At 72.9% G+C, this 24,256-nt stretch carries 9 protein-coding genes; 5 read left to right on the top strand and 4 right to left on the bottom strand.

The window, feature by feature from the left end; translation table 11 throughout:
* Positions 1-66 precede the first annotated feature (66 nt).
* Complete coding sequence (locus tag ACFU9P_RS20655) at positions 67-13,863, bottom strand: SDR family NAD(P)-dependent oxidoreductase (RefSeq protein WP_384082872.1); 13,797 nt, start codon at positions 13,861-13,863, stop codon at positions 67-69.
* Between the two features lie 261 nt (positions 13,864-14,124).
* Between ACFU9P_RS20655 and ACFU9P_RS20660 the strand changes: the two genes are divergently transcribed.
* From ACFU9P_RS20660 to ACFU9P_RS20670, 3 genes are all read left to right on the top strand, one after another.
* Complete coding sequence (locus ACFU9P_RS20660; protein ID WP_376372843.1) at positions 14,125-14,502, top strand: YybH family protein; 378 nt, start codon at positions 14,125-14,127, stop codon at positions 14,500-14,502.
* Between the two features lie 50 nt (positions 14,503-14,552).
* Positions 14,553-14,978 (top strand): YybH family protein, encoded by a 426-nt coding sequence (locus tag ACFU9P_RS20665; RefSeq protein WP_376372846.1) that lies wholly within the window; start codon positions 14,553-14,555, stop codon positions 14,976-14,978.
* A gap of 146 nt (positions 14,979-15,124) precedes the next feature.
* Complete coding sequence (locus ACFU9P_RS20670; protein ID WP_384082876.1) at positions 15,125-16,300, top strand: acyl-CoA dehydrogenase family protein; 1,176 nt, start codon at positions 15,125-15,127, stop codon at positions 16,298-16,300.
* Positions 16,301-16,434: 134 nt separating this feature from the next.
* Here the strand turns inward: ACFU9P_RS20670 and ACFU9P_RS20675 are convergent, their stop codons facing one another.
* Positions 16,435-16,998, bottom strand: coding sequence for a flavin reductase family protein (locus ACFU9P_RS20675; protein ID WP_376372851.1), 564 nt, complete (start codon positions 16,996-16,998; stop codon positions 16,435-16,437).
* 228 nt (positions 16,999-17,226) lie between these two features.
* Between ACFU9P_RS20675 and ACFU9P_RS20680 the strand changes: the two genes are divergently transcribed.
* Together ACFU9P_RS20680 and ACFU9P_RS20685 are read left to right on the top strand one after the other, a co-directional pair.
* A complete protein-coding gene (locus tag ACFU9P_RS20680) occupies positions 17,227-18,822 on the top strand; it encodes an aspartate aminotransferase family protein (RefSeq protein WP_384082879.1) in 1,596 nt (531 codons plus the stop codon).
* Positions 18,823-18,947: 125 nt separating this feature from the next.
* A complete protein-coding gene (locus ACFU9P_RS20685; RefSeq protein ID WP_384082882.1) occupies positions 18,948-21,176 on the top strand; it encodes a BTAD domain-containing putative transcriptional regulator in 2,229 nt (742 codons plus the stop codon).
* On the opposite strand, the gene ACFU9P_RS20690 is transcribed toward ACFU9P_RS20685, so the two are convergent.
* Together ACFU9P_RS20690 and ACFU9P_RS20695 are read right to left on the bottom strand one after the other, a co-directional pair.
* A complete protein-coding gene (locus ACFU9P_RS20690) occupies positions 21,145-21,771 on the bottom strand; it encodes a hypothetical protein (protein ID WP_376372860.1) in 627 nt (208 codons plus the stop codon). The two genes, ACFU9P_RS20685 and ACFU9P_RS20690, sit on opposite strands and share 32 nt — an antisense overlap.
* Positions 21,772-21,920: 149 nt before the next feature.
* Positions 21,921-24,218 (bottom strand): BTAD domain-containing putative transcriptional regulator, encoded by a 2,298-nt coding sequence (locus tag ACFU9P_RS20695; RefSeq protein ID WP_384082886.1) that lies wholly within the window; start codon positions 24,216-24,218, stop codon positions 21,921-21,923.
* Positions 24,219-24,256: the final 38 nt, after the last annotated feature.

A 24,256-nucleotide genomic window follows, 5' to 3' on the forward strand; every position in this document is an offset into this window, starting at 1 on the left:
GTTCTCAACTCCTGTGGGATCGGTCTGCTGCCTCATGGGTGCGCGGTGCGCCGGGACGGCACCGGGTCATTCGAGGTCGTCGAGCAGGGCGAACAACTCCTCGTCGGTGGCGGTGTCGAGATCGGCGTCGGTCTCCTCCGCGGAGGCGGCGGGCAGGCCCGCTGCCTCCGCCGCGTCCAGCAGCTCCCGGAGCCGTGCGACGATCCGGCCGTGCGCCCCGGCGTCCCCCGAGACCGCCTCGATGGCGGGCCCGAGCCGGGCCAGTTCGGCCAGCACCGGCTCGTCCGGGGTGATCTCGTCGACCGCGAGCCGCTCGCGCAGATACATGGCGAGGGCCCCCGGGGTGGGATGGTCGAAGGCGAGCGTGGTGGGCAGCCGCAGCCCGGTCGCCGCGGCCAGCCGGTTGCGCAGCTCGACCGCGGTCAGTGAGTCGAACCCCAGCTCCTGGAGGGCGCGTTCGGGCGCGATCGCGGTGGGGTCCGCGTGCCCGAGCACCTCGGCGACCAGTCCGCGCACCAGATCGGTGAGCGTACGGTCCCGCTCGCCGGGCGGCAGGGCGGCCAGCCGTTCCGCCAGACCGGGACCCGCCGCGGGCTCGGCGGCCGTGCTCGCGGCGCGCTTCGGCGCCGTACGCACCAGCCCGCGCAGCAGCGGGGACGGCAGCTCGCCGGAGGCCCGCAGCGCCGCGGTGTCCAGCCGGGTGACCGCGAGCAGGGCCTCGCCGGTGGCCGGTACGGCGTCGAACAGCGCCAGCGCGTCGTCCGTGGCCAGCGGGCGCAGTCCGGAGCGGGCCAGTCGGCGCAGATCGGCCTCGGCGAGATGCCCGCTGAGAGCACTGCTCTCCGCCCAGAGCCCCCAGGCCAGCGAGGTGCCGGGCAGGCCCAGCGCCCTGCGGTGCGCGGCCAGGGCGTCCAGGAAGGTGTTGCCCGCCGCGTAGTTGGCCTGCCCCGCCGTGCCCAGCAGCCCGGCGACGGAGGAGTAGAGGACGAAGGCCGACAGTGGCAGGTTCCGGGTCAGCTCGTGCAGATGCCAGGCCGCGTCGGCCTTCGGGCGCAGTACGGCGTCCAGGCGCTTCGGGGTCAGCGCCTCGACGGTGGTGTCGTCGAGGACACCCGCGGTGTGCACGATCCCGGTCAGCGGACGCTCCGCCGGTACGGTGCCGAGCAGCGCGGCGAGCTGGTCGCGGTCGGCGGTGTCGCAGGCGGCGAACCGTACCTCCTCGGCGCCCAGGTCCAGCAGCTCCGCGCGGAGTTCGGCCGCGCCGGGCGCGCTGTCGCCGCGCCGGCTGACCAGCAGGAGGTGGCGTACGCCGTGCTGCCGTACCAGGTGGCGTACGAGGACCGCGCCCAGCGCACCGGTCGCGCCGGTGACCAGGACCGTACCCTCGCCGTCGCCCCAGTCCGGAGCGGAGCCCTCGGCCGGCAGGACCGGCAGCGCGCGGGCCAGCCTCGGTACGAGGATCTTCCCTTCGCGGACGGCCAGTTGGGGTTCGTCGCCGCTGAGCGCGTCCAGGGACAGCGGGCTGTCCGGGGCGTCGAGGCCGGCATCGGCGAGCTGGGCATTGTCGAGGCTGGCATCGTCGAGGTCGGCCAGCACGATCCGGCCCGGGTTCTCGGTCTGCGCGGACCGCAGCAGCCCCCAGACCGGGGCATGCACCAGATCCGTCGTCTGATCCGGCGCGGTGGCGACGGCGTTCCGGGTGATCACGGCGAGCCGCGACGAGGCGAACCGGTCGTCGGCCAGCCACGCCTGTACGTCCGTGAGCAGCCGGTGCAGTACGGCGCGGGCGGCATCCGGCACCCCGGCCCCGTCCGCGGCCTCGGTGCCGAGCAGCGGCAGCAGGACCAGGGACGGCACTTCGGTGCCCCGGTCGAGCGCGCCCCGGAGTTCGTCGACCGAGCCGTACGCGGTCGTCTTGGCCGCCCAGGGAGCGTTCCCCGCGACGCCCGCTGCGCCGATGAGAGCCGCTTCACCGAGCGGCGTGCTCGCGGCCCCGCCGGTCAGCGGCGTCCAGTCCACCCGGAACAGCCCGTCCGCCGCACCGCCGCCGCCCGCCGCCCGCAGCGCGTCCGCCGACAGCGGCCGCAGCGTGAGCGCCTCGACGGAGGCCACCGGTGCCCCGGTGCCGTCCGCGACGGTCAGGGTGTACACCGGTGAGTCGGCGTCGCCGCTGGCCGTGGGCGTCAGCCTGACCCGCAGGCTCGCCGGGCCGGTAGCGGCGTGCGTGGTGACACCGTTCCAGGAGAACGGCAGCCAGGGCTTCCCCGGCCGGTCCGTGACCCCGGGCAGCAGCGGATGCAGCGCGGCGTCCAGCAGCGCGGGATGCACGGCGAACCGCCCGGCGTCGGCGCGCAGTTCCTCGCCGAGCGAGACCTCCGCGTACAGCTCGCCGCCCGGTCCTGTCCACAGCCGCCGCAGGTTCTGGAACGGCGGGCCGTACTCGTACTCCCGCTCGGCGAGCCGCTCGTACGCCCCGCTCAGATCGGTCTCCGTCGCGCCGGGCGGCGGCCATGCCATCAGGTCCGTACCGCCGCTGGCGGCAGGGGCACCGAGCAGGCGGCCGTGCGCGTGCAGCGTCCACTCCCCGGCCTCCTCGTCGCCGTCCGGCCGCGAGTGGACACGGAAGGCCCGCCCGCCGTCGTCCTCGGCGGCCGACACGGACACCTGGAGCTGTACGCCGCCGTGCTCGGGCAGCACCAGCGGCGCGGCCAACGTCAGCTCGTCCACCCCCGAAGTCCTGGTCCGCGCCGCCGACTTGAGGGCGAGTTCCAGCAGTCCGGTGGCCGGTACGAGGACGGTGCCCGCGACCACATGGCCGGTCAGCCACGGATGGCTGTGGCGTGAGAGCCGGCCCGTCAGCACCTGCTCGTCCCGGTCCGCCAGCACCACCGCGGCGCCCAGGAACGGATGGTCCGCCGCGGCCAGACCGAACCCGGCCGCGTCGCCCGCACCCACCGGGGCGTCCAGCCAGTAGCGCCGGTGCTGGAAGGCATAGCCCGGCAGCTCCACCCGGCGCGCGCCCGGGAAGACGGTCTCCCAGCGCACCGGGGCCCCGCGCAGGGCGAGTTGGGCGAGAGCCGCCGTGAACACGGCCGTCTCGGGACGGCCCCTGCGCAGCGCCGGGGCGAGCACCCCGACGGCCGCGTCCCCGAGGTCTCCGAGGCACTGCCGTACGAGCGCGGTGAGCACCCCGTCCGGCCCCAGCTCCAGCCACTCCGTGACGCCCAGCTCCACGAGATGCCGTACCCCGTCGTGGAACCGGACCGCCTCGCGGATGTGCCGCGCCCAGTACTCGGGCGAGGCGAGCTGCTCCGCCGTGGCGAGGGTCCCGGTGAGATTGGAGACGACCGGAATGCGGGGCTCGTGGAAGGTGAGATCCGCGGCGACGGTACGGAACTCGTCGAGCACCTCCTCCATGTGCGGGGAGTGGAAGGCATGGCTGACCGGCAGCCTCTTCGCCCTGCTGCCCCGCTCGCGCCAGAGCGCCGTGAGCCGGTCGACCGCTTCCGCGTCGCCCGAAATGACCGTGGAGCGGGGGCCGTTGACCGCGGCGACCGTCACTTCACCCGTGTGGCCGGCGAGAGTGGCGCGTACCTCGTCCTCGGTCGCCTCGATCGCGGCCATCGCGCCGCCCTCCCTGGCCGCCTGCATCAGCCGGCCGCGCTCGGCGACCAGCACACAGGCGTCGGGCAGGTCGAGCACACCCGCGAGATGCGCGGCGGTGACCTCGCCGATGGAGTGCCCGAGCAGGAAGTCCGGGACCAGACCGTGGTGCTCGGCGAGCCGGAACAGGGCGGTCTCGACTGCGAACAGCGCCGCCTGCGTGAACGCCGTCTGGTCGATCAGAGCCGAGTCGGCGGACCCCTCGGGCGCGAAGAGTACCTGCTTGAGGGGGCGCACCAGCTCGCGGTCGAGATGCTCGCACACCGCGTCGAAGGCGGCGGCGAACACCGGCGAGGCCGCGTACAGTTCACGCCCCATCCCCAGCCGCTGAGCACCCTGCCCGGTCAGCAGGAACGCCGTCTTCCCGCGCTGCGCCGGGGAGTCGCCCCGTACCACCGAGGCCGGGGTCTCACCGCGGGCCAGCCGCGCCAGACCGTCCAGGAGGCCGTCCCGGTCAGCGGCGAGGACCGCGGCCGACTGGTCGTGCACGGTACGGGTGGTCGCCAGGGACAGACCGAGGTCCGCGAGGTCCGCGTCCGGCCGGCCGGTGACATGGACGTGCAGCCGCTCGGCCTGGGCGCGCAGGGCGTCCTCGCCGCGCGCCGAGAGCAGCCACGGCACAACGGGCAGCGCGGGCGCGGCGGCGGTCTCCCGCTCGGGGGCGGCCGGGCCCTGCTCGATGATCACATGGGCGTTGGTGCCGCTGATCCCGAAGGAGGAGACGGCGGCGCGGCGCGGCCGGCCGGTCTCGGGCCAGTCGGTGGCCTCGGTGAGCAGCTCCACCGCGCCGGACTCCCAGTCGACCATCGGCGTCGGCTCACCGACATGCAGGGTCCGGGGGAGTACGCCATGGCGCATGGCCTGCACCATCTTGATGACCCCGCCGACCCCGGCCGCCGCCTGGGCGTGGCCGATGTTGGACTTCAACGAGCCGAGGAGCAGCGGCCGTTCGGCCGGGCGCTCCTGGCCGTAGGTGGCGAGCAGGGCCTGTGCCTCGATGGGGTCACCGAGACGAGTGCCCGTGCCATGGGCCTCCACCGCGTCGATGTCCGCCGGGGTCAGGCCTCCATCGGCGAGCGCCTCCCGGATGACCCGCTCCTGGGACGGGCCGTTGGGCGCGGTGAGGCCATTGCTGGCGCCGTCCTGGTTGACCGCGCTGCCGCGCAGCACGGCCAGCACCTGGTGCCCGTTCTTCTTCGCGTCCGACAGCCGCTCGACGAGCAGCAGCCCGACCCCCTCCGACCAGCCGGTCCCGTCCGCGTCCGCGGAGAACGACCGGCAGCGGCCGTCCGCCGACAGTCCGCGCTGCCGCGAGAACTCGACGAAGACACTCGGCCCCGCCATCACCGTCACACCGCCGGCCAGCGCCAGATCGCACTCGCCGCGCCGCAGCGCGTTCGCCGCGAGATGCAGCGCCACCAGGGACGACGAGCAGGCCGTGTCGACCGTGACCGCGGGACCCTCGAAACCGTACGTGTACGAGAGCCGGCCCGACACGACACTGGAGAGGTTCCCGGCGAGCAGGAAGCCCTCGTACTCCTCGGGGCTGGCGGCCAGCCGCGACACATAGTCGTCGTACATGGCGCCGGTGAACACGCCCGTACGGGAACCGCGCAGGCCGGCCGGGTCGATGCCCGCGCTCTCCATCGTCTCCCACGCCGTCTCCAGCAGCAGTCGGTGCTGGGGGTCGGTCGCGGTGGCCTCGCGCGGCGAGATCCCGAAGAACTCGCGGTCGAACTGGTCGGCCTCGTGCAGGAACCCGCCGTGCCGCACATACGACGTGCCGGTGTGCGCCGGGTCCGGGTCGTACAGCCGGTCCAGGTCCCAGCCCCGGTTGACCGGGAACTCGCTGATGGCGTCACCGCCCTCCGCGACCAGCCGCCACAGGTCCTCGGGCGAGGCGACCCCGCCCGGATAGCGGCAGGCCATGCCGACGATCACGATCGGCTCGTCGGTCGCGGCGGCGGCGCGGGCCGGGGCGGGGCGCGCCGCCGCCGCGTCGGTACCCGCTCCCGCGGCCAGCGTGACCAGACGGTCGGCCAGGGCCCCCGGGGACGGGTGGTCGAACACCACGGTGGCGGAGAGCCGTATCCCCGTGGCGGCGTTCAGCCGGTTGCGCAGCTCCACTCCGGCCAGCGAGTCGAAGCCGATCTCGTTGAAGGCCCGGCGCGGATCGATGGCCGAGGCGCGGGTGTGCCCCAGCACACCGGCCACGGTGGACCGCACCAGGTCCAGGACCGCTTCGCGGCGCTTGTCGTCGGGCAGCGCGGCCATCTGCTGAACCCAGCCCGTGTCGCCGCCGCCCGCGGCCACCGCGGCGGCGCGGCGGGGCGCGGTCCGCACGAGGCCGCGCAGGAGCGGTGCGGGCGCTTCGGTACGGGAGCGGAGCGCGGCCAGGTCGAAGTCGACGGGTACAGTCAGCGCCCGCGCGCCGACGAGCGCCCGGTCGAACAGGGCGAGGCCGCGTTCCGGGGTGAGCGGCCGGACACCGGCCCTGGCCCACCTGGCCACACCGGCCTCGCCGAGGGTGCCGCCCATGCCATGGGTGGCGTCCCACAGACCCCAGGCGAGCGAGGTCGCGGCAAGGCCGAGCGCGTGGCGGTGTGCGGCGAGGGCGTCCAAGTAGGTATTGGCCGCCGCGTAGTTGGCCTGGCCCGCGGTGCCGGTGAGGCCGGAGACCGAGGAGAAGAGGACGAAGGCGGCCAGGGGCCGGGGCAGATCACGGGTCAGCTCGTGGAGATGCCAGGCGGCGTCGGCCTTGGGGCCGAGCACGGCGTCGAGCCGCTCGGGGGTGAGGGCTTCGACGGTGGCGTCGTCGAGGACTCCGGCGGTGTGCACGACACCGGTCAGCGGGTGTTCGGCCGGTACGGTGCCGAGAAGCGCGGCGAGTTGTTCCCGGTCGGCGACATCGCAGGCCGCGACGGTCACCCGGGCACCCAACTCCTCAAGCGCAGAGCGGAGTTCGGGGGCGCCGGGGGCGTCCTCGCCGCGCCGGCTGACCAGCAGCAGATGCCGTACACCATGGTCGGTGATGAGATGGCGGGCGAAGAGCGCGCCCAGACCGCCGGTGCCGCCGGTGATCAGGACCGTACCGTCGGGGTCCAGCGGGGCCGGGGCGTCGTCGGTGTCCTGCCCGGCCCGGACCAGCCGGGGTGCGCGCAAGTCGCCTTCTTCGGCGGCGAGTTGGGGCTCGCCCGTCGCCAGGGCCGCTGTGACCGTCTCCTCAGTGACCGTGCCCGCCGAGTCGAGCAGGACCAGCCGGTCCGGGTGCTCGCTCTGCACCGAGCGGACCAGACCCCACACCGGAGCGGACGCCAGGTCGCCGATCCCTCCGCTCTCTTCGTTATGACCCGCCGCGACCGCGCCCCGCGTGACGAACACCAGCCGTGCTTCCGCGTACCGCTCGTCGGCGAGGAACCGCTGCACCAGCGCGAGGGCACGCCGTACGGTCCCGTGCGCCGCCCGCAGCGGGTCCTCGTCGCGGGCGCCGAGGTCCTCCGTGCGTACGACGATGGCCTCCAGGCCTTCCCCGTCCGGGAGTTCACCGCCCTCGGCCCATGCGATCCGCAGGTCCGGGGCGGGCCGGGCGGCCGGTACGGGCGTCCACTCGACCCCGTACAGCGCGTCATCGCGCACCGCCGCCGTGGCGAGTCCCTCCTTGGGGACCGCGCGCAGGGTGAGGGACTCCACGGACGCCACCGGGGCGCCGGTGGTGTCGGCGAGCGTGAGCGCGAAGGTGTCCCGGCCCGCCGGGGAGATCCGGATCCGCAGCGCGGTGGCGCCGGTCGCGTACAGCTCCGTACCGGCCCACGCGAAGGGCAGCCGGACCGCGCCGTCGCCCGCCGCGTCGGCGGCGTGCAGCACGAGGGGGTGCAGCACGGAGTCGAAGAGCGCGGGGTGGAGACCGAACAGGGCGGCAGGCGCGTGCTGTTCCTCGGGCAGCCGCACCGTCGCGTACAGATCGTCGCCGGACGTCCAGAGACCGGTGAGCCCCTGGAATGCGGGGCCGTACTGGTACCCGAGGTCCGCGAGCCGCTCGTACACGCCCTCCAGCGGTACGGGAGTGGCGCCGGCGGGCGGCCACTGAGCCAGATCCTGCGCGCCGGAGCCCGAGGCCGGGCCGCCGAGGACACCGGAGGCATGGCGTGTCCAGGGCGCCGCGTCGTCCGATCCATCGTCCGGCCTGGCGTGCACGCCGAAGGGCCGGCCGCCGTCGGCGGCGGGAGCGCCCACCGTGACCTGGACCCGGACCGCCGTGTCGTCGGGCAGCAGCAGCGGGGCCTCCAGCGTGAGGTCGCCCACCCGGTCGACACCGATCCGGCCGCCCGCCGCCAGAGCCAGTTCGACAAAGGCCGTGGCGGGCAGCAGCACCCCGCCGCCCACGGCGTGATCGGCCAGCCAGGGATGCGTCGCGGTCGACAGCAGACCGGTGAGGACCAGGCCCTCGCCGTCCGCGAGGTCCACGGCGGTGGAGAGCAGCGGGTGCTGCGCGGAGTCCAGCCCCAACGACCGTGCGTCACCGGTCGCTTGGGGCGCCAGCCAGTAGTGCTCGCGCTGGAAGGCGTACGTGGGCAAGTCGATCGAGCGGGCACCGGGGAAGAACGAGGCCCCGTCGAGCGGCGCTCCATGGACCCGCGCGGTGGCGAGGCCGGTGACCAGGGTCTCCGGCTCGGGCCGACCGGCGCGCAGCAGCGGTACGGTGACCGCGTCCTCGCCGGCGAGGCAGCCCCGCGCGAGCGGCGCCAGAACCGCGTCCGGGCCGATCTCGACGAAGACCGTGGCGCCGCGCGCCTCCAGTTCCCGGGCGGCGTCGAGGAACCGTACCGCCTCGCGGATCTGCCCGGTCCAGTAGTCGGGCGAGGTGAGTTCCTCGGTGGTGGCGAGGCGTCCGGTGACCGTCGAGACGATCGGTATCTCCGGTGCGTGGAAGGCCAGTCCGGCCGCGACGGCGCGGAACTCGTCGAGCACACCGTCCATATGGGGCGAGTGGAAGGCATGGCTGACCTGGAGCCGGCGCGTCCTGCGGCCCCGCGCCCGCCACCGCTCCGCGACCGTCTCCGCCGCGTCCTCGTCGCCGGAGACCACCACCGAGGTGGGGCCGTTGACCGCGGCGACGGACAGCCGGCCGTCGAACTCGGCCATGTCGTCGGTGAGTTCGCTCTCCTCGGCCTCGACCGCGACCATCGCACCCCTGGCTCGCGCCGACTCCATCAGCCGGCCACGGGCGGCGACCAGACGCGCCGCGTCGTCGAGCGAGAGCACGCCCGCGCAGTGGGCTGCGGCCAGCTCACCGATGGAGTGCCCGGCCAGCAGATCGGGGGTGAGCCCGTGGTGCGCGGCCAGCCGGAACAGCGCGACCTCGACGGCGAACAACGCGGGCTGGGTGTACGCGGTCCGGTGCAGCAGCGCGGCATCCGCACTGCCCTCGGCGGCGGACAGCACCTCGCGCAGCGGCCGTTCGAGATGGGCGTCCAGCGCGGCAGAGGCGGCGTCGAGCGCCTCGGCGAAGACCGGCTGAGCCTCGTACAGCTCGCGGCCCATGCCCGTGCGCTGCGCGCCCTGGCCGGTGAAGAGGAAGGCGGTCCTGCCCGAGCCCGCCGCGCCGCCGGTCACCACCCGGGGGTCGTCCCGGCCTTCGGCGAGCGCGTCAAGACCGGCCAGGAGATCGTCCGCCGTGGCGGTGACGACCGCCGCACGATGGGGGAGCGCGGCACGGGTGGTGGCGAGGGAGAGCCCGATGTCGTACGGCGAGGCTCCACCGGCTGCCAACGCGCGGACACGGGCGGCCTGTTCGCGCAGCGCCACCGCGTCCTGCGCGGAGAGCAGCCAGGGCGCGGGGCGCCCGGACGGCTCGGTCCCAGGCGCCTGTTCCGGGGCCGACGGGCTCTGCTCGATGATCACATGGGCGTTGGTGCCGCTGATCCCGAACGACGAGACGGCGGCCCGGCGCGGCTCCCCGGTCTCGGGCCAGTCGGCGGCCTCCGTGAGCAGCTCGACCGCGCCGGACTCCCAGTCGACCATCGGCGTCGGCTCGTCGACATGCAGGGTCCTCGGCAGCACGCCATGGCGCATGGCCTGCACCATCTTGATGACCCCGCCCACACCGGCCGCCGCCTGGGCATGCCCGATGTTCGACTTCAGCGACCCGAGCAGGACGGGCGCGCGGTCCGCGCGGTCGCGCCCATAGGTCGCGATGACCGCTTCCGCCTCGATGGGGTCGCCAAGACGGGTGCCGGTGCCGTGCGCCTCCACCGCGTCGATGTCCGCCGGGGCCAGCCCCGCGTCCGCCAGCGCCGCGCGGATGACCCGCTCCTGCGCCGGGCCGTTGGGCGCGGTCAGACCGTTGCTGGCGCCGTCCTGGTTGATGGCGCTGCCCCGGATGACGGCCAGCACCTGGTGCCCGTTCCTGCGGGCGTCCGAGAGCCGCTCGACGACCAGCAGGCCCACGCCCTCGGCCCAGGAGGTGCCGTCGGCCGAGGCCGCGAACGACTTCGACCGCCCGTCCGCCGCGAGCCCGCGCTGCCGTGAGAACTCCACGAACATCCCGGGGGACGACATGACCGTGGCGCCGCCCGCGATCGCCAGCGCCGACTCGCCGGAGCGCAGCGACCGTACGGCGAGATGCAGGGCGGTCAGCGAGGACGAGCACGCCGTGTCGACGGTCACCGCCGGTCCCGCCAGGCCGAGTTGGTAGGCGATGCGCCCGGACATCACGCTGGGGGTGGTGCCGGTCAGCAGATAGCCGTCGACGGTGTCGGGGGCCTCGTGCATCCGGGGCCCGTAGTCCAGCGTGGTGGCGCCGATGAACACGCCCGTACGGCTGCCCCGCAGCGTGTCCGCGTCCAGCTTCGCCCGCTCCACGGCCTCCCACGCGGTCTCCAGGAGGACCCGCTGCTGCGGGTCCATCGCCAGCGCCTCGCGCGGCGAGATGCCGAAGAAGGCGTTGTCGAAGCGGGTCGCGTCGTCCAGGAACCCGCCCTCGCGCACGGTGCTGTGGCCGCTGCGCGACGGGTCGCTGTCGTACAGATTCCGGTCCCAGCCGCGGTCGGCGGGGAAGCCGGACACGGCGTCCCGCCCCTCGGCCAGCAGCCGCCACAGGTCCTCGGGCGAGGTGACCCCGCCGGGGTAGCGGCAGGCCATGCCCACGATCGCGATCGGCTCGTCCGAGCCGCCGGGCAGGGGCAGTTCACCGGCCGGTGCGGGGTCCGTACCGGCGAGGGCCGCGCCGAGATGGGCGATCAGGGCGTCCGGCGTCGGGTGGTCGAAGAGCAGCCCGCTCGCGAGGCGCAGCCCGGTCGCGGAGGCCAGCGCGTCGCGCAGCTCCACCGACATCAGCGAGTCGAAGCCCAGCTCCTTGAACGTGGCGTGCGGGGGCACCTGCCGCCCGGCCGGATACTCCAGCACGGCCGCGACCTGCGCGGTGACCAGCGCGGTCACCGCCAATGAGGAAGCCGGACCGGTCGGCTCCGGGGCCGCCGACTCCCGCTCCGCGGGCGCGAGTTCGCCCGTACGAGCGGTGCCCGACACCCAGTACCGCTCGCGCTGGAAGGCATAGGCGGGCAGCGGTACGCGGCGGGCGTCGCCGTACGAGGGGACCCCGCCCCAGCCGATGTCCGTACCGCGTACGAAGACGGCGGCGAGGGCCGCCAGCAGGATCCTCGCCTCCGGACGGCCCCGGCGCAGCACGGCCACCGACACCGCCGCGTCCGCGTCCCGGACGCTGTCACGGACCATGGCCGAGCAGACCCTGTCAGGGCCCAGCTCCAGGAACGCCGTGGCGCCCGCGTCCTCCAGGGCCCGGACCGCGTCCAGGAACCGCACCGGGCGGCGCACCTGCTCCACCCAGTACGCGGCCGACGACCAGGCGTCGGTGACGGGCGCGCCGGTCACCGACGACACCGCGTCGAGGCGGGGCGCGCGCAGGGTCAGCCCTTCGACGACCGTACGGAAGTCGTCGAGCATCGGGTCCATCAGCGGCGAATGGAAGGCGTGCGAGACGGTCAGCCGCTTGGTCCTGCGTCCCTGGCCGCGCAGCTGGTCCGCGAGGGCGAGCACGGTGTCCTCGGCGCCGGACAGGACCACCGAGCGCGGCCCGTTCACCGCCGCGATGCCGGCCTGCCGCTCATGGCCGTCGAGGAGCGCGAGCACCTCGCTCTCCGTGGCCTCCACCGCGACCATCGCGCCGCCGGATTCGAGCGCCTGCATCAGCCGGCCGCGCGCGGCGACGAGCCGCGCGGCGTCCGGCAGATCGAGAACCCCCGCGACATGCGCGGCGGCGATCTCGCCGATGGAGTGTCCCGCGACCAGCTCGGGCACCACGCCCCAGGACTCGACCAGCCGGTAGAGCGCCACTTCGAGGGCGAACAGCGCGGGCTGGGTGTACCCGGTCTCGTCCAGTCCCTCCCCGGAGGCGATCACCTCCAGCAGCGGCCGGCCGAGCAGCGGGTCCAGCTCGGCGCGGACCGCGTCGAACGCCTCGGTGAACGCGGGGAACGCCCCGTACAGCTCCAGGCCCATCCCGGCGCGCTGGGCGCCCTGCCCGGTGAAGACGAAGGCGAGCCGCCCCGGCCGCGCGGACCCGGTCACCACATCCGCCGACGCCCGGCCCTCGGCGAGCGCGTCGAGGGCGCTCAGCAGACCGGGGCCGCCCTCTGGCGCGGCGAGCGCGACCGCCCGGTGCTCGAAGACGGTACGGGTGGTGGCCAGGGACCAGGCGGCGTCGGCCGTGGCGGGCGCGTCCTCGCGGGCGAGAGCGTCCCGCAGCCGGGCGGCCTGGGCCCGCAGCGCCGCCTCCGAGCGCCCGGAGAGCACCAGCGGAACCACTTCGGCAGCGGCGGCTCCCGGCTGTGCGGGAGCGCCGGGCGCGAGGGACACCGGGCCCTCGGTGAGGACGACATGCGCGTTCGTGCCGCCCATGCCGAAGGAGGAGACCCCGGCCACCAGCGGCCGCTCGGGCGCGGGCCACTCGGACAGCTCCCGCTGCACCTCAAGTCCCAGCTCGTCCAAGGCAATCCGGGGGTTCGGGGCATCAAAGTTGAGGCTCGCGGGCAGCCGCCGGTGGCTCAGCGCCAGCAGCGCCTTGAGCAGACCGACGATGCCGGCCGCGCCTTCGAGATGGCCCACATTGGTCTTGGCCGAACCGACCCGCAGCCGCGTCCGAGGGTCCCGGCCCGCGCCCAGCACCGCGCCCAGTGCAGCCGCCTCGATGGGGTCGCCCACCGGGGTCCCCGTGCCGTGCAGCTCGACGTACTGCACGGCCGCCGGGTCGACCCCGGCCTTCTCGTACGCCTCGCGCAGCACCCGCTCCTGCGCGGGCCGGCCGGGGACCGTCAGGCCCGGAGTCGTACCGTCGTTGTTGACCGCGCTGCCGCGGATCACTCCGTAGATCCGGTCGCCGTCCTCGACCGCGCGGGCCAGCGGCTTGAGTACGAGGACCGCCCCGCCCTCACCGCGCACGAAACCGTTGGCGCGGGCGTCGAAGGTGTACGTCGTACCGTCCGGCGAGAGCCCGCCGAACCGCTCCTCGGTGACCGCGCCCTCCGCGAGGATGTTCAGATTGACGCCCGCCGCGATCGCCGTGTCGCTCTCGCCGGAGCGCAGTGACTCGCAGGCGAGATGGACGGCGACCAGCGAGGAGGACTGCGCCGAGTCGACCGTCAGGCTCGGCCCGTGCAGGCCGAGGTGGTACGAGACCCGGTTGGCGATGACGCCCCGGTTGACCCCGGCCATGGTGTGCTGGGTGATCGCCCGGTCGCCGTACTGGTAGAGCAGGGCCGCGTACTCGTCGCGCAGGGTGCCCACGAACACGGCGGTACGGCTGCCGCGCAGCGCGGCCGGCAGGGTGCCCGCGTCCTCCAGGGCCTCCCAGGCCAGTTCCAGCACCAGCCGCTGCTGCGGATCCATGGTGACGGCCTCGCGCGGCGAGACCCCGAAGAAGTCCGCGTCGAAGGTGTCCACCCGGTCCAGGAACCCGCCCCGGCGCGTCCCCGGCTCCGCCGCCTCGTACGCCTCCGTACCGGACGCGGGCAGCCAGCGCCCCTCCGGCACCTCGGTGATGGCGTCCGAGCCGGTGCGCAGCAGGTCCCAGAAGGCCTCGGGCCCGTCCGCCCCCGGAAGCCGGCAGGACACTCCGACGACCGCGACGCCCTCTTCGAGCCCGGCGCCCTGAGCAGCCCTGTGGGAATGGTGCTGATTCGTCATCGCGCTCGACTTCCCTTTCCAGTGAATCCGGCCGAACTGGGCGACCTTGAAAGGCATTTCGGTGACACTGCTTCCAGATCGTAGGCAGGTGGTTCTCTCAGCCCTCTCAGCGCGGCTCCACCGGGCGGTAATCACCCCTGCCACGGGCCGGGAGATCGCCGCATTACCCGTTCATGGGTGAGAGGTTGATGGCGTCGCAATAGTGTCGGCGTACGAAATGGGTGGCACCCGGCTACAAGAGAAGGCAGGTTGGATCTCGTCATGTCACAGCTCACCGACGACGTGGAAAAGCACACAAGTCAGTATGTGGAGGCTTTCAACGCGGGCGACTTCGAAACCGTCGACAGCTTCTATACGGCGGAGTCCGTCGCCGTCTGGGAGCCGGGCAAGCCGCTGACGGGCGACGCGCGCCGGGAATACCAGCGGGAATTCCTCAAGAGCCGGCCGACGATGACCGCCGTGCCCCGGCAGACGTTTGTGACCGGCGACACGGCCCTGCTGATCGTCGACTGGACGATCGACACGGTCGACGCCGAGGGAAAGCCCGAGCGGCTCAAGGGCACCGGCGTCGACGTCCTGCGGCTGGGCGAGGACAAGGTGTGGCGTTACGCCATCGACGACCCGTACGGCCAGGAGTGACCCGGGTCCGCGCGGCTTTCCCCCGAATCCACAGAAAGGACTGACCGATCATGTCGTACACATTCAGTGTTGACTTCGACCCGGCGAACCCCGACCTCACCGCCGACACCGACACCCAGAACGAGATCTTCATCCAGGCGTTCAACTCCGGTGACGGAGCGCTGTTCAACAGCCTTTACCGCGACGACTCGATCTCGAATTTCTCGGGCGAGCCCCTGACCGGCGAGGCGCGGCTGGCGTTCTTCAAGGAGTTCCTCGGCACCAAGCCCGACCTGCGCGCCACGGTGACCCACGCGTATGTCGCCGGCGATGTCGCGCTGATCGGTGTCGACTACAAGATCGACACCACCGGCCCGGACGGCGAGCCCGTACAGCTCCGGGGCGTGTGCACCGACGTCCTGCGCCGCGGTGACGACGGCCGCTGGCTGATGTCCATCGACCGCCCCGTGGCCGCGACGGGCCTGATCGCCGACTAGGCGTTCCAGGCACGAAGCGAGCTAGGGGCACGACCGCGAACCCCCCTGCGATCAGGGGGGTTCTGGCGTAAATGAAGACAGTCCCCGGGGAATTCCCCGTGCATTTCGTTTATTTCGTGCAGTCCACGGCACTTCGAGGAGAGATAGTGGCCACGCAGGAAGAACTGACCTCCGTACTGGACGCGGTACGCGACGCCGTGCCCGCCCTTCGGCGCAATGGGGCCGCCGCGGAGGAGCAGCGCTGGATACCGGACGAGAACATCGAACTGCTGGAGAAGGCCGGGGTGTTCCGTACGGCCGTGCCGCGCGAGCACGGCGGTCTCGACTTCGATGTGGCGCAGCAGGCCGCGGTCATCGCCGAGGTGTCCCGGGGCTGCCCCTCCACCGGCTGGCTGACGATGGTGTGGCTCACCAGCGCCTGGTGCGCGAGCCTCTACCCGGACCAGGCGCAGAAGGAGGTCTTCGAGGGCGGCAGCAGCCGGGTCTCCATCGTCTTCGCCCCCACCGGCACCCTCAAGCCGGCCGAGGGCGGCTACCGCCTCGACGGCACCTGGCGCTTCAACTCCGGCTGCCGGGGCGCGGGCTGGGACCTGCTCGCCGCGGTCGTCGAGGGGCCCGACGGGACGGCCGAGGAACTGGTCGCGCTGGTGCCGACCTCCGAGCTGGAGTTCGCCGACGACTGGCATGTCTCGGCCGGCGCCGCCACCGGCAGCTCGACGACCACCGCCACGGACGTCTTCGTGCCCGCGCACCGGGTCGTACCGCTGGAGGAGGCCATGGTCTCCTCCACCGGCAACCGCTCCAACACCGGTGCCACCGGCCGTAATTACGGTCTGCTCGGCTACATCATGTCCAGTGTCTCGGCGACCTTCCTGGGGATGGCGCGCGGCTCGTTCGAGCTGTTCCTGGAGCGGCTCCCCGGACGCGGCATCACGTACACCCAGTGGACCGAGCAGAGCGAGCACCCGCTCACCCAGCAGCAGGTGGCCATCGCCTCGAACAAGATCGACGCGGCCGAGGCGCTCTCCCGCTCCTGGCACCGGGTGCTGCAGAACGCGGCCGACGCCGGTGTCCAGCCGTCCGACGAGGAGAAGGCCGTCATCCGCGGCAGGACCGCTTACGCGTCGCAGCTGTCGAAGGAGGCCGTGGAGCTGCTCTTCGCGGCCAGCGGCGGCTCTGTCATCCGCCGCGATGTGGACCTCCAGCGCTTCCACCGTGACATCCAGGGCTTCTCGCTGCACGCCCTGGTGCAGCTCAATGCCAACCTGGAGGTGCAGGGCAGGGTCCTGCTGGGCCTGGAGCCCGGTACGTACTTCCTCTGACCGCCGCTCCGGCGCTCGCTCGCCACCCCGGAAGCGTCAGACCGGAAGCGTCGAACCACAAGCGTCAACTCAGAAGGCCCGGGTCGCTGTCACGGCCCCGGGCCTTCCTGTATGTCCGGCGGTACTTCGCGCGCCTACTGCCCGGAGGACTGCCCGGCGGCCGGATCCGCCTTGCCGAAGCGGCCGTTGACGAAGAGCAGTCCGTCCTCGTCGCTGCCCTGACCGGCCGCCAGGACCGTCCCGATGAAGATCGTGTGGTCGCCGAAGACATGCGAGTCGGTCAGCTCGCACTCCAGCCAGGCCACCGAGCCGGCCAGCAGGGGCGCCCCGGTGTGTTCTCCGGCCTCCCACGTCACCCCTTCGAACTGGGCCGCTCCCAGCGTGCGGTGCTTGTCCGCGAAATGGCGCGCCAGGGGCTCCTGCCGTACGCCGAGTATGTTGACGGCGAACCGCCCCGCCGAGGTCAGCGCACCGTGCATGACGGCGCCGTGGCTCACACTGCACAGCACCGAGGGCGGATCGAGGGAGACCGAGCTGAACGCGTTCGCCGTCATGGCGTGCACATGCTCGCCCCCCACGGTGATCACCGTGACACCGGTCGCGAAGCGGGACATCACTTCCCTGAGCCGGACGGGTTTCACCGGCTGCGGCCCGGAACGCAGGGCCGCGGGATCGAGTTCAGTGGACGCGGAATTCATGCCACCCTCTCCGAGGTATTTTGAGCAGGGCACATCACGTGCCATCCGTGGGTATCGCGTGCGAATCGCGTGGGTATCCCTGGGTCCCGCCGGCCGGTGGCCTTCAACGTACCCGCGTCCGCGCCGACATCTCCCACCCTCGGGTAACCGCCGTGCCACCTGCCCGTACACATCGCGGATGACCCTCTGGTGACCGCTGGTTGACCGGACCCGAGCACCCTGTGGGGCATGGATCACACCAACACCGCAAGCCAGTCCAGAGAACTGGCCGAACCTTTTCTCCGTGAAGTACTCGCCGGTGCGGGCCTGGCCGTTGAATACGTCCGAGCGAAGGGCAATACGCTCTACCAACGGGACGGCGACGGTGGCGAGATACCGGTCGTCGACTTCGCGGGCGGCTACGGCTCCGTCCTGCTCGGGCACAACCGGCCCGAGATCGTCGAAAGGGCGCGGGAACTGCTCGACGGTGACACCCCCGTACACGCGCAGTTCTCCAGCCACCCCTACGCCAACGCCCTCGCCGCCGAGCTGAACCGGATCATCCACCGGGAACTCGGCACCGACGAAGCGTATTTCGCCGTATTCGCGAACAGCGGCGCGGAAGCGGTCGAGGCCGCGGTCAAACACGCCGAGCTGGACCGGGGGATGCGTATCGCCGCCATCCTGGAGGAGATCTCCGTACAGAACGAGGCGGCGCGCACCGCGGTCGAGAACGGCACCGCCGCCGTCGCCGAGCACACCCTCGAACGTCTCGGCCTCACCCCGCCGCGGGACCCCGGCGAGGCCTTCGGTCTGCTGGCGGCGGAACTCGCCCGGCGCAACGCCGAACAGACCGCGCGGCCGCCGCTGTTCCTGGCGCTGGAGGGCGGATTCCACGGCAAGCTCGCGGCGAGTGTGCAGCTCACGCACAACGAGGGATACCGCACGCCCTTCAAGTCGCTTGCCGCGCAGGCCCGGTTCGTACCGCAGGACCGGCCGGACGTCCTGAAGCAGGTGCACGCCGAGGAGCGGGGCGTTCTCCTCGGCACACAGGTCGTGGACGGCCAGCTCACCCTCACCGAGCGGGAGTTCCCCGTCTTCTGCGCCTTCCTGGTGGAACCCATTCAGGGCGAGGGCGGAATCCGGGTGCTTTCCCGTGAATTCGCCGGGGAAATCCAGCAGTTCTGCGAGTCGATCGACTGCCCCGTCGTCGTCGACGAGATCCAGAGCGGAATGGGCAGGACCGGAACGCTGCTCGCCAGTGCCCCGCTCGGACTGCGCGGCGACTATTTCACCCTCGCCAAAACACTGGGCGGCGGAATCGCCAAGACCTCCGTGATGCTGGTGCGCGAGAAGTATTACCGCAAGGAATTCGAGATCGTCCACAGCTCGACCTTCGCCAAGGACAGCTTCTCCTGCCATATCGCCCTCAAGGTCCTCGAACTGCTGGAGGCCGACGGCGGACGCGCCTACCGGGCCGCCGAGGAGCGCGGCACGGCCCTGCGCGCGGCGCTGGAGGGCGTACGGGCGGACTTCCCCGACGTCGTCGGCGACGTCCGGGGCCGGGGCCTGATGCTGGGCCTCGAATTCCTGGACCAGTCGGAGTCCTCGTCCCCGGTGATCCGGGAGATCGCGGGCGGCGGGTTCTTCGGCTACGTCCTCGCCGGGCATCTGCTCCGCCGCCACCGGGTCCGTACGTTCCCCACCGCGAGCGCGGTCAACACCCTGCGCTTCGAGCCCTCCATCGAGCTGACCGACGCCGAGATCGCCCAGCTCGACGCGGGGCTGCGCGATGTGTGCGAGCTGCTCAGGGCCGGGGCGGGGGAAGCGCTGACCGCGGCCTGAGCCCGCCGGCTCATCCCCCACTGAGCCATCGGTCACGCCCCTGAACGCCCACGCCTCGGTAGGCCTTTGACGAAAGCATTATCTGGTAATTACCTTGGCCGGTGGCCATTTGAACGGGGGAGTTCATGCGTTTTCGTGTCCTGGGTGCGTTGGAAGTCGATAATGACGACGGCTTGGTGGAACTTGGTGGTGTAAGGCAACGATCTGCTCTCGCCTACCTGTTGCTCCATGCCAACCAGGTGGTCTCGACCAGCCAGTTACTCGGAGCCCTCTGGCCGGCCGATGACGCGCCCATGACCGCGCGCAAGATCCTTCAGAACGCGATCTGGCGGCTGCGCGGAGTCCTCGCCCGGCCGTCCTCCGGGGAGTCGGCCCCCGAACTGCTGACCCGCAATCCCGGGTACATGCTGCGGGTACGGCCCGAGCAGGTCGATCTCCTGGTCTTCCAGCAGCGGGTCGCCGCGGGCCGGGCGGCGCTGGCCGCCGGGCGCCCGGTCGCCGCGCGCGACCTGCTGACCGAGGCGCTCGCGCTCTGGCGCGGCTCGGTGCTCGCCGATCTCGCCGAGGAGGGCACCTACTGGGCCGAGGTCGCCTCGATCCAGAAGAAGCGCCTCGATGTCATGGAGGACTGCTTCGAGGCGGAGCTGGCCTGCGGCGGGCACCAGAGCGTGCTCCATGAACTCAAGGCACTGGTCGAGGCCGAGCCGCTGCGCGAGCGCGCCTCGCGCCAGCTCATGCTCGCGCTCTACCGCTGCGGCCGGCAGGCCGACGCCCTCGCGGTGTACGGGAGGGTACGGGAGGCCCTCGTCGATGGTCTCGGCCTGGAGCCGAGCCCCGAACTCCAACAGCTCCAGCGGGCCGTCCTCACCCAGGACCCGGCGCTGGACCTGCGGCGCACCGCCCAGCCCGTGCAGCCCGTACAGACGGCGCAGCCCGTGCAGCCCGCCCCGCCCGTGCAGCCCGGGCCGACGCCGCAGCCCGTACGGACCGCGCAGGTCCCGGAGTTCACCCTGCCCTCGCCGCGTCCGGTCCCCGGCCCCGAGTCACTGCGCGCGGCCGGTGCTCCGGCGGCGAGCATCGCCGTACCGAGCGAGTACCGCCAGGCCAGCGTGCTGCTGCTGCGCTTCGGGCTCGGACCCGAGTTCGGCACGCTGCCGCCGGAGGACGTCGACCGGGTCCTCGACGCGGTGACCCAGCTCGCCCGCGAGAAGATCGAGGCGGAGGGCGGCATCGTCGCGTCGGCGCTGGGCTCCGTCCTGCTGGGGCTCTTCGAGGACGACGACGCCTCGGAAAACGCGGGCGCGGTACGCGCGGTACGGGCCGCCGCCGCCGTACGCGACTGTCTGGTCATCGCCGCCGCCACCCTGCACTCCAGCTCCACGGGGCAGGCGCTCGCCGCGCACGGCGCGGTGTACACCGGACAGGTCGTCGTCTGCCGCTGGCCCGGCCCCGGTGTGACCCCGCCGTGGATCGGCGGCCATCTCGTCGACGACTGCCGGGCGGCGCTGGGCTCGGTCCCCGCGGGCGAGGTCCATGTCTGCGAGGCCACCCGCCGGCTGACCGAGGGCCACATCACCTATCGCGGGGGCGGCACCAACATGGCCCCCTGGGAGCTGCTGGCCGTGGGGGACGGCTTCACCAACCAGTGCGGCGCCTCGGCGGGCGACCGCGAGTGCGAACTCGACCTGATGCGGGCCATCCTGCTCAGGACCCGGCACCGCTCCACCCCGCACCTGGTGACCGTCCTCGGCCCGCCCGGCCGCAAGACCCGGCTGCTGCTGGAGTTCCAGCGGCTGGTGGAGTCCGGCACCGCCGAGCCCGTACGGGTACTGACCGGCGCGGTCGCCCCCTCGCGTGGCGGTATGTGCGCGCCGGCTCAGATGCTCGCCTCGTACGCCGGGACGGGCCCCGAGGACACCCCCGAATCCGCCTCGGCCAAGCTCGACATGGCCCTCGCGGGCCTCACCGACGACCGGGAGACCCGGGCCGACCTGCTGGCCGCGCTGGGCCCGCTCATCCACGCGCGTGGCCCCGTAATGCGTGAAGTCCTGGGCGCCTGGCGGGACTTCCTCGCCCTGGCCGCCGCGAAGCACCCCCTCGTGGTGATCTGGGACGATCTCGACCGCGCCGACGAGCCGCTGCTCGAACTGGTCGAGAAGCTGGCCGACCCGCGCGCCGATCTGCCGCTGCTGAATGTCGTCGGCGCGGACGCGCGGCTCCTCGCGCGCCGCCCGGGCTGGGCCGCCGGCCGCCCGCAGGCGATGACGATCAGCCTCGGCCCGGTCGCCGACGACGCGCTCGACCAGCTTCTCGAATGCCTGCTCATGCCGGGCCGGGCAGCAGTGGTGGCATAGCGGGCACGGAACGCGCTGCCCGGGGCGCCCTGGCACCCCCCGCGCCGGTGAGACCGCCGGCGCGGGCCAGTGCCCGGATGACCTCCAGGCACTCCGGTGCGTCCGGCGGCAGCGTGAGCGTCGCCGACTCGATCAGCAGGGATATCGCGACGGCGTGCTGATGGGCCGCGCCCCGGGGGAACGGCGGTACGTCCCGGCCCGCCGGGCGCTCGGTCCGGCACGCGGCGGCCAGCACCTGCCGCGCCCACCGCGCCACGGAGAACCGCGTCCTGTGGTGCACCAGGACGCTCAGCGCGGGAACGGTCAGCAGGGTCTTCTCGAAATGGCGGAGGATCGCTCCGGAGTGCTCCGCCAGCAGGGACACGCCCGGCGCGCGCTCATGGGCCGGGGCGGGACGGCGGACAGGAGGAGCACCGTCACCGGACGCCGTTGTCCGGGACGTGACCCTCGCCCGGCGGAGTCCTTCCGTGAGGGCCACGGTGAACTCCCTGCCGACGAAGGCGGCGAGTGTCGCCTCGTGCTCGAAGGGTCCCAGGGTCACCCGGGTCGAGGACTCGGGGCCAGGGTGCTCGCGCTGCGTATGGCTGTTGTCCATACGAGCAGCTAACCAAGTCCCGTACATCACGGAACCACTTGCCGATCTGCACGGCGGTCATGGAACGCCCGTGACCGCGCGGTTGCCGCGGGCCCGCCGGTAACGCCCGGCGCTCGTACGGCTAATGCCGCCGATTCCGCCGGTTACCGCTAGGCGTCGCCGCCGGAGACCGCCTGGAGCGGCAGCCCGGGCGGCTCCGAGAGCCGGGTGAGGCTGAGCGTACTGGTGCTGCGCTGCCCCACCCCCCACAGCGGGCGTTTGCCGAGCAGCTCGGGCCGTGCGCACGCCACGATCAGCAGGGCGGCGTTGTCGGCCGTCGTGGCCAGCTCCTCCACCCAGTCCAGCACCGCGTCCGAGGCGAGATGGAGATTGTCGAGACACAGGACCAGCGGCTGCTGCCGCGCCCGCAAGGACAGCAGCTCCGCCCAGCTGTTCATCACATGGCGGGGGTGCATGGAGGGCAGCGGACGGTTCGGTACGAGCAGATCCCGGAGCAGCCGGTCCGCCATCGGGCCGCTGCCGACCGTCCCGCGCACCAGACGCATGAGCAGTTCGCCCTGCGAGGTGTCCGGGGGGATCGACGAGAACTCCCGCCAGGCGTCGAGCAGGGCACCGGCCAGACTGTGCAGACTCGCCGCGCCGCTCGCGGGCGCCGAGGGCCGCAGCACCAGCACCCCGCCGGGACTCCGGGTGACCCGGTTCTCGAACTCGGCCAGCAGCCGGGACTTGCCCGACCCGGGCTCGCCGAGGACCGTCAGCAGATACGGCACCCGGTGATGGCGGGAGTGCGCCAGCAGGCTGTTCAGGATGTCCAGTTCATGTTCCCGGGGGAACGGCAAACCCCCGGGAAGACCCCCCGGAATCCCGCCCGCGACTCCACCCGGCAGGCCGCTCGGCACCCCGCCGGGGACTCCGCCGAGGGCGCCCGCCGGAAGCCCCTGCGGATGGACTGCGCAGGCCTCCCGTACATCGGAGACCGCGCCCGCCTTCCCCGGCACCCGCAGATAGCGCACATGGCTGTCCGTGCCGACCGCCGCCTTCCGGCTGACGTACACCTTCCCCGGCGGTACGTCCGAGAGCAGATGCTGTGTCGTGTCCAGCAGCGCCCCCACCACGGAGACCCCGCCGCCGGGCGCGCCGGGTACGTGCCGTACCAGCACCCCGCCCGTGGTGACCACAGAACGGACCGCCAGATCCGGTACGTCCCCGAACCGGTCGCGTACGGCGAGCGCCGCCCGTACCGCGTCCAGGGACGCCGACGACGGATCGTCCCGCAGCCCGAACAGCGCCGCCGACAGATGACCGACCGAGCCCACGACGGTGCCGCCGTGCTCCTCGATGCACTCCGCGACCACGGTCACCGCCCGGTGCAGCGCGGCATTGAGCTGCTCCGCGTCCAGCGGGTCGTCCGCCGGGGTGCCCGTCTGGATCAGGAGTACGGACACCTCCTGGCGTCTGCTCGTCGGCGCACCGTCGCCGGGCACCCGCTCCTCCCGGGGCTCCTCCTCCACCAGCACACCGGGGTCCGGCGGACCGATCACCGCGACGGGCGCCGCGGCCGGCTGGAGTGCCGCCCTGGACGGCGCCGGCGGCAGCCCGGCCGGCACGGGCCGCGGCACATCCGTCACCTGCGCCACCTGCGCCACATCGGCCGGCGCCCCGGCGGGCGCCGCGAGCGAGGGGTGGTGGTGGAGGATGTGCTGCTGGAGGGTCTGGAGGTCCCGGGAGGGTTCGAGACCGTACTCCTCGACCAGTTCGAGCCGTACCCGGCTGAACACGCTCAGCGCCTCGGCCTGCCGGCCACAGCGGTACAGCGCGAGCATCAACTGCCCGCACAGCCGCTCGCGCAGCGGCTCCGACTCCACCAGCGACACCAGTTCGCCGAGGACGGCGTGGTGCCGCCCGCAGGCCAGCTCCGCCTCGAAGCGGTACTCCATCGCGTCGAGCCGGAGCTGCCGCAGCCGCGCCACCTCCGGCCAGTCCAGGCCCTGTTCCACCAGGTCCGACAGGACAGGGCCGCGCCACTCGTCCAGCGCCTCGCGCAACAGCTCGGCCGCCAGGGCCGGTTCGCCCGCGTCGAGGAGTTTGCGGCCCTCGGCCACCCGCCGGTCGAAGCGGGAGACATCGAGGGTGTCGGGGGCCACATGCAGCATGTAGCCGGGGGACCGGGTGAGCAGTTCCGGGGCCGAGGCCCCCGGCACCTCCAGCAGCGAGTGCGGCCGCGACAGCGCGGCCCGCAGCCCGGACACCGCGTTCTGTATGATCTTCCTGGCCGTCACAGGACGGCTCTCCTGGGACCAGAGGGCGTCCAGCAGCTCGCTGGTGGCGACCACTTGATTGGCCCGTAACAGTAACTTTCCGAGCACCGCGCGCTGTTTGAAGCCGCCCAGGACCAGCGTACGGTCCCGGGACTGGACTTCCAGCGGACCCAGAATCCTGAATTCCACGCTTTCTCCCCCATCTTTTGACCAACTGACAGTCACAG

This window comes from Streptomyces sp. NPDC057617 (genome assembly GCF_042800555.1).
GTDB lineage: Bacteria > Actinomycetota > Actinomycetes > Streptomycetales > Streptomycetaceae > Streptomyces.